Origin of the sequence: Qingshengfaniella alkalisoli, assembly GCF_007855645.1 — a bacterium.
Lineage (GTDB): Bacteria > Pseudomonadota > Alphaproteobacteria > Rhodobacterales > Rhodobacteraceae > Qingshengfaniella > Qingshengfaniella alkalisoli.
On record NZ_CP042263.1, the window covers coordinates 353,551 to 367,768 of the forward strand.

Annotated in this window: 12 protein-coding genes; 8 read left to right on the plus strand and 4 right to left on the minus strand. The window is 62.8% G+C overall.

The window, feature by feature from the left end; translation table 11 throughout:
* Position 1 precedes the first annotated feature (1 nt).
* The 7 genes from FPZ52_RS14910 to FPZ52_RS14940 are packed head-to-tail and all read left to right on the plus strand — an operon-like array spanning position 2 to position 7,469.
* Positions 2-1,513: an ABC transporter substrate-binding protein gene (locus FPZ52_RS14910; RefSeq protein WP_146366397.1), complete on the plus strand. Its 1,512-nt coding sequence runs from the start codon at positions 2-4 to the stop codon at positions 1,511-1,513.
* Between the two features lie 52 nt (positions 1,514-1,565).
* Entirely contained in the window at positions 1,566-2,510 is a 945-nt protein-coding gene (locus FPZ52_RS14915; protein WP_146366398.1) for an ABC transporter permease, read from the plus strand.
* The gene (locus FPZ52_RS14920) at positions 2,510-3,382 is read left to right on the plus strand and encodes an ABC transporter permease (protein WP_146366399.1); all 873 of its coding nucleotides are present in this window, start codon (positions 2,510-2,512) and stop codon (positions 3,380-3,382) included. The genes FPZ52_RS14915 and FPZ52_RS14920 overlap by 1 nt, the downstream gene beginning before the upstream one ends.
* Before the next feature lie 14 nt (positions 3,383-3,396).
* Positions 3,397-5,187 carry a gamma-glutamyltransferase family protein gene (locus tag FPZ52_RS14925; protein WP_146366400.1) on the plus strand — a complete coding sequence of 597 codons (1,791 nt, stop codon included), beginning with the start codon at positions 3,397-3,399 and terminating at the stop codon, positions 5,185-5,187.
* 1 nt (position 5,188) lies between these two features.
* Positions 5,189-5,941: a DUF1028 domain-containing protein gene (locus tag FPZ52_RS14930; RefSeq protein WP_146366401.1), complete on the plus strand. Its 753-nt coding sequence runs from the start codon at positions 5,189-5,191 to the stop codon at positions 5,939-5,941.
* Positions 5,942-5,943: 2 nt separating this feature from the next.
* Complete coding sequence (locus FPZ52_RS14935) at positions 5,944-6,771, plus strand: sulfite exporter TauE/SafE family protein (RefSeq protein ID WP_146366402.1); 828 nt, start codon at positions 5,944-5,946, stop codon at positions 6,769-6,771.
* Positions 6,768-7,469, plus strand: coding sequence for a FadR/GntR family transcriptional regulator (locus FPZ52_RS14940; protein ID WP_146366403.1), 702 nt, complete (start codon positions 6,768-6,770; stop codon positions 7,467-7,469). Before FPZ52_RS14935 ends, FPZ52_RS14940 begins: the two co-directional genes overlap by 4 nt.
* A 208-nt stretch (positions 7,470-7,677) precedes the next feature.
* Here FPZ52_RS14940 and FPZ52_RS14945 read toward each other — a convergent pair whose 3' ends face one another.
* From FPZ52_RS14945 to FPZ52_RS14960, 4 genes are all read right to left on the minus strand, one after another.
* Positions 7,678-9,300: an ABC transporter ATP-binding protein gene (locus FPZ52_RS14945; RefSeq protein WP_146366404.1), complete on the minus strand. Its 1,623-nt coding sequence runs from the start codon at positions 9,298-9,300 to the stop codon at positions 7,678-7,680.
* Positions 9,293-10,222 (minus strand): ABC transporter permease, encoded by a 930-nt coding sequence (locus FPZ52_RS14950; RefSeq protein WP_146366405.1) that lies wholly within the window; start codon positions 10,220-10,222, stop codon positions 9,293-9,295. Before FPZ52_RS14950 ends, FPZ52_RS14945 begins: the two co-directional genes overlap by 8 nt.
* Positions 10,223-10,232: 10 nt before the next feature.
* On the minus strand, positions 10,233-11,147 hold the full coding sequence (locus FPZ52_RS14955) for an ABC transporter permease (protein ID WP_146366406.1): 915 nt from the start codon (positions 11,145-11,147) through the stop codon (positions 10,233-10,235).
* A gap of 70 nt (positions 11,148-11,217) precedes the next feature.
* A complete protein-coding gene (locus FPZ52_RS14960; RefSeq protein ID WP_146366407.1) occupies positions 11,218-12,714 on the minus strand; it encodes an ABC transporter substrate-binding protein in 1,497 nt (498 codons plus the stop codon).
* Between the two features lie 325 nt (positions 12,715-13,039).
* On the opposite strand from FPZ52_RS14960, the gene FPZ52_RS14965 reads away from it, so the two are divergent.
* Positions 13,040-14,218, plus strand: coding sequence for a sialidase family protein (locus FPZ52_RS14965; RefSeq protein WP_146366408.1), 1,179 nt, complete (start codon positions 13,040-13,042; stop codon positions 14,216-14,218).

The window sequence follows — 14,218 nt, forward strand, 5'->3', positions numbered from 1 at the left end:
TATGAAATTTCGTGAAACAACCCTCCTGGCCGCGCTGCTGAGCGCAACGGCCCTCGGCGCACAGGCGCAAGACCTGCGCATCGCGCTGCAATCGGACGCCGATGTGCTGGACCCGGACCAGTCACGCACCTTCGTTGGCCGCATCGTATACACCGCGCTGTGCGACAAGCTGGTCGACATCACGCCGGATCTGGAAATCATCCCGCAACTCGCCACCGAATGGAGCTGGTCCGACGATGGCACCCAGCTGACCATGAAGCTGCGCGAAGGCGTCACCTTCCATGATGGCACGCCGTTCAACGCCGAAGCCGTGGCCGCCAATATCGAACGCTCGCAGACCCTCGAAGAATCGCGCCGCAAATCGGAACTGGCCTCGGTCACCGGCACGGAAGTGCTGGGCGAGTACGAAATCCGTCTCGACCTGGCCTCTGCTGATGCGACTTTGCTCGCACAGCTTGCAGACCGCGCAGGCATGATGATCTCTCCCACCGCCGCTGAAGAAGCAGGTGCCGATTTCGGTCTGAACCCGGTCTGCTCCGGCCCGTTCCAGTTCGAAGACCGCATCGCACAGGACCGCATCACGCTGACCAAATATGCCGATTACTGGAACGCGGACGAAATCCATTTCGACAGCGTCACCTATCTGCCGATCCCCGACACCACGGTGCGCCTTGCGAACCTGCAATCGGGTGACATCGACATGCTGGAACGCCTGGCCGCGACCGATCTGGCGCAAGCGGAAGGCGACGACAGCATCAACGTGTCCAGCGCGGTTTCGCTCGGCTATCAGGGCGTCACCTTCAATGTGAACAACGGCGAAAAAGGCGACAACCCGTGGGGCAATGACAAGCGCCTGCGTCAGGCGTTCAGCTACGCCATTGACCGCAACGCGTTGAACCAGGTCGTGTTCGAAGGCGCGTTTGCCGCAGGCAACCAGCCCTTCCCGCCGAACTCCCCATGGTACGATGCCGGCCATCCGGTGCCGGAACGTGATCTGGAAAAGGCCAAGGCGCTGCTGGCCGAGGCGGGCTATGCCGACGGGATCGATCTCGAGGTGCAGGTGCCCAACACCACGGTTCCGATGCAACTGATGCAGGTCGTGCAGGCCATGGTCGCCGAAGCCGGCATCAACCTGACGATCACCTCGAAGGAATTCGCGACGCTGCTGGCCGACCAGTCCGCAGGCGACTATACTGCCAGCCAGATCGGTTGGTCGGGCCGCGTGGACCCCGATGGCAACATCCACCAGTTCGTGACCACGGATGGCGGCATCAACGATTCCAAGTTCTCCAGCGAAGAGGTCGATGCGCTTCTGGACGATGCGCGCGCAAGCAACGACACGGCGGCACGCAAGACCGCCTATGACGCCGCGCGCGACATCCTGATCGACGAAAGCCCGCTGGTCTATCTGTACCACCAGACATGGATCTGGGCGCTGGACAGCTCCATCGAGGGCTTCACCCCCTATCCGGACGGCATGATCCGCCTCGAAGGCGTCACCAAGTCCGAATGATCGACCGGCCGCGCCGTATCACCGGCGCGGCCATCCACCCAAGGTTCAAGCGATGCTTTCATTCATTCTGCGCCGCATCTTGATTGCGATCCCGACGATCCTTCTGATCTCGGTGTTCGTGTTCGGGATGCAGAAACTTCTGCCGGGCGACCCGGTGCTTGCCATGGCAGGCGAAGAACGTGACCCCGAGGTCATCGAATACCTGCGCGAGAAATATCGCCTGAACGATCCGATCCCCGTGCAGTACGTCAACTGGATGGGTGGCGTCTTGCAAGGCGATCTGGGGATTTCGCTGCGGACCAATCAGCCCGTGACGGAACTGATCGCGCAGAAGCTGCCGGTAACGATCCAGCTTGCGATCATGGCAATGATCTTCGCGTTGGTGATCGGGATACCCGCAGGCATCCTGTCGGCGGTCAAGAAAGGCACGCCGATCGACTATGTCGCCAATGTGGTCGCGCTGTCGGGATTGTCCATTCCCAATTTCTGGCTGGGGATCATGCTGATCCTGCTGGTGTCGGTGAAATGGCAATTGCTGCCCGCATCCGGCTACGTCCCCTTTGGCGAAGACCCGCTTTTGTCCATCAAGGTCATGCTAATGCCCGCCTTCGTTTTGGGTACTGCGCTGGCCGCGACGCTGATGCGCCACACGCGGTCCGCGATGCTTGGCGTGCTGAAATCCGACTATGTCCGCACCGCCCGCGCCAAGGGCCTCAAGGAACGCGTGGTCATTCTGAAACACGCGCTGCGCAACGCGCTGACGCCCATCGTCACGCTCAGCGCCCTGCTGTTCGGCGAGTTGATCGCGGGCGCTGTCCTGACCGAGCAGATTTTCACCATCCCCGGTTTCGGCAAGCTGGTCGTCGATGCGGTGTTCAACCGTGACTATGCCGTGGTGCAGGGGATCGTGCTGTGCACGGGCGTTGGCTTCATCGTGATGAACCTGCTGGCCGATGCCGCCTATTTCATTCTGAACCCGCGCCTGAGGAAACAGTGATGGCCGACGCAACCGCCACAGATCCGGTCCTGTCCGCCAAGCCCGAGAACCGGGTCTGGAAGAAATTCCGCAGCCACCGTAGCGCCATGCTCGGCGGCATCCTCGTCAGCTTCTTCGTGCTGATCGCGCTGCTGGCCCCGATCCTGCCCATCCCGGACCCCGCCGCGACGGATTGGGGCGCCGTGCGCAAGGCACCCACCGCCGCGCATCCGATGGGCACGGACGAGATCGGCCGCGACGTGATGGCCCGCCTGATCTGGGGGGCACAGGCCTCGCTTCTGGCCGGTGTCGTGTCGGTGCTGATTGCCGTCTTCGTCGGTGTGCCCCTTGGCATCATCGCGGGATATTTCGGCGGCTGGTCGGATGCGGTGATTTCGCGCTGCACCGAGGCTTTGCTGGCCGCGCCCTTCCTGATCCTCGCCATCGCACTTGCCGCGTTTCTGGGACCGAGCCTGACCAACGCCATGATCGCCATCGGCCTGTCCGCCACGCCGATCTTCATCCGCCTGACACGCGGACAGGTTATCGCCGTCAAGACCGAGGATTACGTGGACAGTGCCCGCGCCATCGGCCTGCCCACGCACAAGATCCTGCGCCGCTACATCCTGCCCAACGTGTTTCCACCCGTGCTGGTGCAAGCCACGCTGACCATTGCTACCGCGATCATCGCCGAGGCATCGCTATCCTTCCTTGGCCTTGGCCAGCAGCCGCCCGCGCCAAGCTGGGGGTCCATGCTGAACACGGCGAAGAACTTCCTCAACCAGGCCCCCTGGATGGCCATGTGGCCGGGAATCGCGATCTTCCTGGTCGTGCTGGGCTTCAATCTTCTGGGTGACGGGCTGCGCGACGCGCTCGACCCACGCGAACAATAAGAAGGGACAAGACCATGCCGTCTTTCACAACCCGCCCCGAAATCCGTGGCACCTTCGGTGTCACCGCCTCGACTCACTGGATCGCCTCCGCCGTGGGCTTCGGCATCCTGGAAAAGGGCGGCAACGCCTTTGATGCCGCCGTCGCCACCGCGTTGACGCTGCAAGTGGTGGAGCCACATCTGAACGGCCCCGCCGGTGACATGCCCGCGATCTTTCATTCGGTGAAAACCGGCAAAACCGAAGTTCTTTGTGCACAAGGCGTGGCCCCTGCCGCAGCGACGATCGACCATTACAAATCACTCGGGCTGGACCTGATCCCCGGTTCCGGCCTGCTGGCGACGGTCGTTCCGGGCGCGTTCGACGGCTGGATGCTGATGCTGCGCGATCACGGCACGATGACATTGGCCGAGGTGATGGAACCCGCGATCGGATATGCCCGCGACGGGCACCCCGTTCTGCCGCGCGTGGCGAACACGATCAAAGGGCTGGCCCAGTATTTCGAGACGGAATGGCCCTCCTCCTTCGCGGTCTGGTGTCCGAACGGTAAAGCGCCGGAGCCCAACGAGAATTTCAAGAACCCCGATCTGGCCGCGACCTTCCAGCGGCTGGTGGACGAGGCCTACGGCCCCACCCGCGAAGACCAGATCGACAGCGCCCGGAAAGCATGGTCGGAAGGTTTCGTCGCAGACGCCATCGCGGATTATCTAGAGACAGCCGAGGTGATGGACGTCTCGGGCAGCAAGCATTCCGGCATCCTGTCGCGCGATGACATGGCCGAATGGGAAGCGACCTACGAAGAGCCCCTGTCCATTGACTATCACGGCTACACCGTTTGCAAGACGGGGCCATGGGGTCAGGGGCCGGTGCTGCTGCAAACGCTGCAAATCCTGAAGCATTTCGATCTGGCGGCAATGGACCCCAACGGAACGGAATTCGTCCATACCGTGATCGAGGCAATGAAGCTGGCCTATGCTGACCGTGAAGCCTACTACGGCGATCCCGACCACACCGAGATCCCGATGGATGCGCTGCTGTCGGAGGACTACGCCGCCGAGCGCGCCAAGCTGATCACCGACACCGCGTCCACCGAACAGCGCCCTGGTCGCCTGCCGGGTTACGAGGCATGGGCCGATGCGGCGATCCGACGTGCCGCCACGGATTTCGACGTCAACAAGGGTGCCGATGCGGGTGAACCGACCATGGCGCATCTGACCGAACGCCGCGGCGACACCGTGCATCTGGACGTGATCGACCGCTGGGGCAACATCGTGTCCTCGACGCCGTCCGGCGGGTGGTTGCAATCCTCACCGGTCATTCCGGGGCTGGGCTTTCCGCTGAATTCCCGCGCGCAGATGTTCTGGCTGGACGATGGCCTGCCGAGCTCGCTCGCCCCCAAACGCCGCCCCCGCACGACGCTGACGCCCAGCCTTGCGCTGAAAGACGGCCAGCCTGCATTGTCCTTCGGCACCCCCGGCGGCGACCAGCAGGACCAGTGGCAGCTGGTGTGGTTCCTGCGCTTCGTCCATCACGGGCTGGATTTGCAAGAAGGCATGGACGCGCCTCTTTTCCACACGATGCATTTCCAGGGCTCGTTCTATCCGCGCGAAGCCAAACCCGGCGAGATGATGATCGAACCCAACATCGGCGAAGGCACCATCGAAGGGCTGAAGGCGCGCGGGCATGTCGTGACGGTCGCCGCGCCGTGGACTGTCGGCCGCCTGAGTGCCGCGATGCGCGACCCCGATGGCACGCTGCGCGCCGCCGCCACGCCGCGCCTGATGCAGGCCTATGCCGTAGGTCGTTAAGATGACGTACTCGATCATCGCCAAGGACGCTGACACAGGCGAGATCGGACTGGCCGTTGCCTCGCGTTTCTTCGCGGCAGGGGCGGCAGTCGGCTATCTCGGCCGCAATTGCGCGGTTGCCACGCAAGCCTTCGTCAATCCGATGTGGGGCGTTGAAGGCCGCGTGCGGCTGAGCGTAGGCGAGGCAGCCGACAGGGTGTTTCAGGATCTCCGCGCACGCGATGACGGCGAGGCTATCCGCCAATGCCATATGCTCGACAACCACGGCAATTTCGCGGCGCATACAGGTGCAGACTGCGTGGACTGGGCGGGTCACCGCTGCGGGCGTCTGCATTCCGTCGCGGGCAATATGCTGACGGGGCCAGAGGTTGTTGACGCCACCTTCGACGCCTTCGCGGAAGCGAAGGGGGCCTTGGCTGACCGCCTGCTCGCCGCTATGGACGCTGGACTTGCCGCGGGCGGTGACAAACGCGGACAGCAATCGGCAGCACTGACCATCCATCGAGGACAGCCCTACCCCTTCCTGTCGCTGCGCGTGGATGATGATGCAGCCCCGCTGGATGAACTGCGCCGCCTGCTGGACGTGTCGAGCGAGCGCTATATCCATGTCGCTGAAGCGATGCCGACCGAACAGAATTTTTCCGGCACGCCGACGCGCGATCACATTGACCAGAAAATCAAACAGGCCGACGCCGACCGTATCGCCCGAGGCCGCCCGTCACTGTCCCGCGCAACGACACAAGGAAAGGCCTAGCAATGGATACCCAAACTCTGATCACTTTGCTGAGCGTCGCCATCGGCGCAGGTATCGGCGGCGGCATCCTCGCGGGGCTTCTGGGCGTCGGTGGCGGCATCGTTATCGTGCCGGCGCTCTACTTCGCGCTGTCGCTGACAGGGATGGAGCCGGGCCTGACCATGCAGGTTGCTGTCGGCACCTCGCTCGCCACGATCATTTTCACCGCCATGTCATCGGCGTATGGGCATTACAAGAAGGGGTCCGTCGATACTGACCTGCTGAAGCTCTGGGGTCCGTCGATCCTTGTGGGCGTGCTGCTGGGCGGCACGCTGGGCGGGCTGGTTGACGGACGTATCCTGATCGGTGTCTTCGCCGTTGTCGCCGCGCTGGTGGCCATTGACATGGTGTTCCGCAAGGTGCGCACCGGGCCGGAACCGCGCAGCTTTTCAAAGCCGGTCTGGGCCTTCTTCGGCACGCTGGCAGGGGCGATCTCGGCCATGATGGGCATCGGCGGCGGCACGGTTTGCGTGCCACTTCTGAATTTCCTTGGCTACGATATCCGCAAGGCCGTGGGCACCTCAGCCGCAATCGGTTTCATCATCGGTGTGCCAGGGGCAATAACCTACATCCTCACCGGCTGGGGGCAGGACGGCTTGCTGCCCTTCTCGCTGGGCTATGTGAACCTGCTGGCCGTTCTGGTCATCATCCCGCTGACTACCACATTCGCACGTGTCGGTGTAAAAATCGCACACAGCATTCCGCAAAGGGCGCTCCGGCTGGCTTTCGGGCTGTTTCTGGGGCTTACCTCCCTGCGCATGTTTATGGACCTTCTGGGGAGTCTTTCTTGAGCAACGCCGATCCGGCAGACCTGGACCTGATCGAACGGCTGAAAGCCGGGATTGCCAATGAGTCCCTGCTGGAGGCCGGCCGCATCCTGCCGGAGCGGCGCCTGGCCGAGGAGTTGGGTATCGGGCGCACGCGCCTGCGTCGCATTCTCGACCAGCTGGAACGCGACAGCGTGATCTTCCGCCATCATGGGCAGGGCACCTTTCCTGCCCCGCCGCCCGCGCTGCACAAGGACCGCATCAGAACGCTCGCCAAGGACGTGACGCCACATAACGTCATGGAGGTCAGGCTGGAAATCGAACCCGCCCTCTCCGCGCTGGCCGCCCAACGCGCCACCGGCGAAGAACTGCGCCAGCTTGGCCGCCTGCTGGATCGTACCATCGACGCCCGCGACCCCAAGGAATACGACACCGCCGATGAAGTGTTTCATTTCAAGATCGCGGAACTGGCCCATAACCCGCTGTTTCTGACCATCTATCAGTCGATCCGCGCCCTGCGCCGCAGTGCCGACTGGACGGAAAAGCGGCAGGAAAGCCATTCGGTCGACATGATCGCGCGCCTCGGGGTTCAGCATCAGAACCTTTTCCAGAAGATCGAACAACGCCAATCCGCCGAAGCGGCGCGACATATGGAAGAACATCTGCTGACCGTGTCGAACGTCATGCTGCGGACCCGGCGCATCGGGGTTCTCCACGACTAGCATAGCGCGCAGCCAGGCCCCGCATTCCCGAGCCTTCCTCACTGAACTGGTCTGCCTTTGAAGGCAGTGTCGCAAGACTCTCTGCGTGATCAGGTAGCGGGGGACTGTTGCATAGTCCGGCGTGGCTGGCGAACCTGGTCAGGACGCGAGGCAAGCAATCTTGGGTTGGTTCGTGTGACGACAACCACCTAGGGGTTCCACCTGTGTCTCAGGCGGTTTCCAGGGCCGCCCGCGCGCGGCGGCGGTCGGCCTGAATATCGGGATCGGCATCAAGACCCGCCGCAAGCAGCCGCCGTGTATAGTGCTCGCGGGGCGCGTCGAATATCTGGCGTACCGGCCCCTGCTCGACGATCTCGCCCTGTTTCATCACCAGCACCCGGTCGGCAAAGTCGCGCACCACGGGCAGGTCATGAGCAATGAAGATGAAGGCAATGCCAAGCCGGTCGCGCAGATCGCCCAAGAGCGCGATGACCTGCGCCTGGACTGACACGTCGAGCGCCGAGACCGCCTCGTCGCAAATGATCAGATCGGGCTCCAGCGCCAGTGCGCGGGCGATGGCGATACGCTGCCGCTGCCCACCCGAGAACTGGTGCGGATAGCGCAATGCGTGTTCGGCCTTGAGCCCCACCTGCTCCAGCAGCTCGCCGACCCTCGCCCGCCACTTGGGTTTCGGAAGAATATCGGGATGGATCACCCAGGCCTCGGAAATGATCTCGTAGACCGACATGTTGGGGTTGAGCGACTGGGTCGGATCCTGAAACACCATCTGCAACTGGCGGCGCAGCTTGCCCATTTCGCGCGGGGATTTGGCAAGAATATCCTCGCCTTTCCACTTTACCGTGCCGCCGCTGGCCTCTTCCAGCCGCAGCATGAGCCGGGCAATGGTGGATTTGCCAGAGCCGGATTCGCCCACTACGGCCAGCGTTTCGCCGGCGATCAGGTCGAAATCGACGCCTTTCAGCGCTGCGAGCTCGCCATAAGATTTCCGCAGCCCGTGCACCTCGAGTATCGGCTGACCCCCGCTCTGTGCTGTCCGCATCTCGCCCCTGCCGGGAGCCGCGGCCAGAAGCTTGCGGGTATAGGGATGCTGCGGATTGTGATACAGATCACGCGGCGTGCCGGTCTCGACGATGCGCCCGCCCTCCATCACGACGGCCCGGTCGGCCGCTTCTGCGACAACGCCAAGATCGTGGGTGATGAGCAGAAGCCCCATGCCGGTCTCATCCTGCAATTCTTCCAGCAGTGACAGCACCTCGGCCTGCACCGTCACGTCGAGCGCGGTGGTTGGCTCATCGGCGATCAGGATGTCGGGCTTCAGGACCAGCGCCATGGCAATCATCAGCCTCTGCCGTTGACCGCCGGAAAACTGATGCGGATACTTGTGCATCGATGCTTTCGCGTTCGGAATGCCCACTCGCTCCATCAGTTTCAACGCGCGCTCATAGGCTGCCGCTTTGCTCTGGCCATGGGCCATCGCCGTTTCGGCAATCTGCCAGCCTACCGGATAGACCGGGTTCAGGTGGCCCAGTGGATCCTGGAAGATCATCGAGATCCGTTTGCCGTTCAGCCGTCGTCTCTCCTCTTCCGACGCTTTCAGCAGATCGGTGCCGTCAAACAGGATCTGCCCGCTGGTGATCTCGCCTGGCGGCATGTCGATCAGGTTCATGATGGCGCTTGCCGAGACCGACTTGCCCGAACCCGACTCGCCGAGGATGGCCAGAGTCTCGCCCCGATCGAGATGCCACGAGATCCCGTTGACCGCGTTGACGATGCCCTGGGTGGTGTGAAACCGCACTGACAGGTCACGCACTTCGAGAAGATGCTCAGCCATTCTTCTTCCCTCCGATTTCGAGGCGCCAGCGTTGTGTCGGGTTGAGCGCGACACGCATCCAGCTCGACAGCAAATTAAGCGACATGGTGGTCAGGATGATCGCCAGGCCCGGCCAGAAAGCGAGCCACCAAGCATTCGTCAGGTACTGCCGCCCCTGGCTGACCATCAGGCCCCAGGTGATTTCGGGTGCCTGGATTCCGATGCCCAGGAAGCTAAGCGCCGACTCCGCCAGCATGACGAAGGCGAAATCCAGCGTCGCGATGGTCAGCAGCGTCGGCAGGATCACCGGCAGGATGTGCTTGAATACGATACGCCGGTTGGACGCGCCCATCACCTTGGCAGCCTGAACGAACATGCGTTCACGCACTTCCAGAACCTCGGCACGGGTTGTGCGCAGGTAGATAGGAATGCGGGTGATGGCCAGAACCAGCACCAGGTTGGCGATGGAGGGCGACAGCATGTAGAGCACGATCACCGCCAGGAGCAGCGAGGGAAACGACATGATGACGTCGGCCAGCCGCATGATCACCTCGCCGGTCCAGCGCCCGGCATAGCCGGCGATCAGTCCGAGGGTGGATCCGACGATCAGCGAAGCCAGCACCGCGCCTGCGGCAATGACCATGGTGTTCTGCGCCGCGACGATGATCCGCGCCAGCAGTGGCCGCCCCAGGGCATCGCCGCCGAGAATGAAGAAGAACCCGCGCTCAAGCTCGAATGGCGGCGCATTGCGCGCCCTCAGGTTGGTATTGGCGGCCATATCCTCAAGAAACATCGGCCCGAAGACCGCGCAGAGCAGGATGACGATCAGGAAGATCGCGGCGCAAATGGCCAGCTTGTCCGCCCAAAGCATCCGCAGAACGCGGCGGGTGCCAGACTGCACCTTGACCTCGACCGCGGCAGGATTGGTGGTGGCGTTGCTCATGGTTGCTTCCTTAAGCCCGGATCCGCGGATCAAGCAGCGCGTAGGCAATGTCGATCAGGATGTTCATGATGAAGATCGCAACCGCCGTAACCATGATGGCCGCCAAGATAACGTTGAAATCACGTTGCAGGATCGAGTCGATCATCAGCTTGCCGACGCCGGGAAACCCGAAGATGGTTTCGACCACCACAGCCCCGTTCAAGAGCGCCGCCGCCTGGTCGCCGATCACGGTGATTACCGGCAGCATGGCGTTGCGCAGGGTATGGACGAAGATGACGGGCCCGTTCTTGACCCCCTTGGCCCGGGCGGTCTTGACGTAAGGCGAACCGAGTGCATTGATCATCGACCCGCGGACGATCTGAAGGATCAACCCGAAAGGCCGGATGAACAGCACCGAGATCGGCAGAACCCAGTGCCAGATCGTGCCCGTTCCGGAGGTCGGCAGCCAGGCCAGGTTGACCGAGAAGATCACGATGCCCACGATCGCGATCCAGAAATCCGGGGCCGAGGCGCCGATCAGCGACAGGACCGACGCAAAGCGGTCGAACGGCCGGCCAACTTGGAAGGCGGCAATCGAGCCGACGACGATGGCCGCGGCAGTCACCAGCGTCATGGTGATCAGCGCCAGTTTCAACGTCCAGACGAAGGCTTCCAGCACCACGTCCAGCGCGGGCCGCGCCTTACGCAGGCTCTCTCCGAAATCGAACTGGGCCAGATCTGCCAGGTAACGCCCGAACTGTACGAGCACCGGGTCGTTCAGCCCGTGCAGCTCGCGAAAGTTCTGCCGCATCTCCTCGGAGGCATCAACCGGCAGGTAAAGCGCCGCAGGATCACCTGTCAGACGCGACAGGAAGAAGACCAGCACGATCAGAACGAACAGCGAGACAAAGCTCGACAGGGCACGTTTTCCCAGCGTCGATTTCATGGACCACTCCCTCGGTTAACGAAACGGCGCGCGCAGATCATGGACCCTACGCGCGCCGTTCTAGGACAGCTTACTTGATGCCGATTTCGGACAGCTGAAGCTGGCTGTTCGTGGCTATCGTCGGGGTGTAATCGACACCGTTGCCAACCCGCGCATGACCCACCATGTGGAACAGCAGGACGTCGGCAATGACCTCGTCATGCAGGTAACCGAACAGCTCCGACCACAGTGCCTCGCGCTCTTCGCCGGTGGCGGCGGTGGCGCGTTCGACCAGGTCATCGGCCTTGTCATCGGCAATGCCCGACTGGCGACCATCGGAATGGTACTTGAAGTACATCGAGAACACCGGATCGCCGCGCGAGTTGTCGTGCTGTGCACCGACCAGGATCGGCTGGTCCTGGACATAGGGCTTCGAGTAATACTGCTCATGCTCGGCCACTTCGACCATTTGCAGACGGATATTGAAGCCCACCTCGGAAAGCATCGACTGGATCGCCTCGAAGGTTTCGGTCGCCCCGGGGAAGTTGCCGGTCCGGCCAACCAGCAGGATCTCGGTGTCGACGGGAACGCCGTCAGCCTTGGCCTCTTCCAGCAGCGCCTTGGCCCGTTCCGGGTCGTAGCCGCGCACGGCGGTGTCGGCATTCCAGCCCAGCGTCGTCGGCACGTTGATCGCGGTGGCGATATCGGTGCCTTCCGCCAGGATGGTGCCGACAAAGGCCTCGCGATCGATACCGATGTTCAGCGCCTCGCGCACCCGCTTGTCATCCAGTGGCGCGACGGCATGGTCGATGCGCAGATACGTGGTTTCCGAGTTCGGATAGGACTGGTCCATCTCGGTGGTGGCGTCGATGGCCGAGATCGACGGCGCGATGTCGGCTTCGCCGGTGGCAACCATCGCCGCGCGGACGGACGGGTCATTGCGGAACACGTAAGTGGCCTTGGACACGGCGGGCGCGTCGCCCCAATAGTCATCGCGACGCTCAAGCGTGATACTCTGCCCCGGTGCCCAGTCGGCCAGAACGTAGGGCCCGGTACCGACGGGTTCGCGGGTGAACTCGATCGGGGTCTCCGAAGGCACGATGGTCAGAAGCGACAACAGCAGCGGCAGGATGGGCTGCGCCGGGTCGGTGGTGAAGTCGATAGTGTGCGCGTCCACCACCTTCGGGGTAATCGAGATGCCCTCGTAATAGCGCGAGATCTCGCAGGTGATCTGATCACTTTGGGCGCGCTCGAAGGAATGCTTTACATCCTCGGCATCGAAGGCAGACCCGTCCGAGAAGCTCACGCCCTGACGCAGGTTGAACCGCCAGGTTGTGTCGTTCACCATCTCCCAACTTTCCGCCAGCCGCGGTTTCAGCCCCTCGTCGCCGCGCACGTCGAGTTCGGTCAGGGTTTCGCTGATGTTGCCCAGCACGATGCGCCCGATGTTCGAGCGGGTCGCCATGCAGGGCTCGACCAGGTCGGGCTCTTCAGCAAGCACGACCGTCACGTCGGCATCCTGCGCAAAGGCCGGGTTGAAGGCACTTGTCGCCAACAACGCACCGGCCAGAAGTGTCGCGTGTTTCATGTTTCCTCCCTGAAAACAGATCGCTTTCGCAAATATTTGGAACGCAGCTGCGCCCCCGCCCCGATCTGAGGTGCCGCTTGGCGCAGTCGAGGCGTTTCCACGGCTTGCGGATTCGCGAGACCAGTATTGGTAAACTTGGTATTAAAAGTCAAACGATAAACGTATTCAGTCGAAGATATCCCATAGAATGATGTTTTATAACTATTTATCTTGGATGAACCCGATCATGATCCCCTTCATGGCTAGTCGCTGCCGTAAGTACACTTGACAACTTGTCCAATTCTTCACACATTCCGGCTCGATCACATACAGGAGGAAGCCGCGTATGACGCCGGACGAAATCGCAGCGGAAATGAACGGGACGCTGGTGCCGCGCGACGGAGGCCAATGGGCAATCTTGCCGGCCGGAACGATCCAGAACCACGCCGCCTTCCTGACCCGGCTGCCCGACGGCGCGCTGGCCTGTTCCTGGTTTGGCGGCACGCTGGAGGGTAAGTCTGATATCTCGATCCATGCCGCGGTTCTCGATGAGGGGTCTGCGCAATGGGGCCCCGCCGCGCGACTGTCAGACGATGCCGCGCGCTCCGAACAGAACCCGGTCCTGTTCACCGCGCCGGACGGACAGGTCTGGTTGTTCAACACCGCGCAACCCGCGGGCAACCAGGACGAGGCCCGCGTCTTCATGCGCTCCGTTATCCGCAAAGAAGACCGCCTCGAGTCAGGCGAGAAACGCGATATCGGCCTACCGAACGGCACCTTCATCCGCGCCCGGCCTTTCGTGCGCGATGATGGCGCCTGGGTGCTGCCGCTATTCCGCTGCAACCCGCGCAACGGGATTCGCTGGACCGGCGCCTTCGACACCGCCGCCATCGCGGTCAGCCAGGACAATGGTGCCACCTGGTCCGTTGCCGAGGTGCCCGATTCGGCCGGAGCGGTGCACATGTCTCCCGTGCCGCTGGGGGGCGCGGAAATGGCCGCCTTCTACCGCCGTCGCCAGTCGGATTTCGTGCACCGCTCGGAAAGCCATGACGGTGGTCGCAGCTGGAGCGCCCCCACCCCGACCGACGTACCCAACAACAACAGCTCGATCGGCGTCGCTCGTCTTGCCAACGGGGTGATCGGCCTGGTCTGCAACCCGGTCTCGGCGGCGCAATCGCAATCCCGCCGCACCTCGCTCTATGACGAGATCGAGGAAACCGACGACCGGGCCGAGGCCCGTGAAGGATGCGAGCCGATCTGGGGCGTGGAGCGCGCGCCGCTTGCACTTTGCCTGTCATTCGACGGCGGGCTAACCTTTCCGGTCCGGCACGTCATCGAGGACAGCCCCGGAACCTGCCTCTCCAACAACTCGGAGGACGGGAAGAACAAGGAATTGTCCTACCCGGTCCTTCTGCCCCGCACCGATGGCGGGCTCGACATCGCTTATACGCTCTACCGCCGCGCCATCCGGCACGTGCGGCTGGATGCAGCGACCGTCCGCCGTCTGATCGCGCAAACCGCCTGA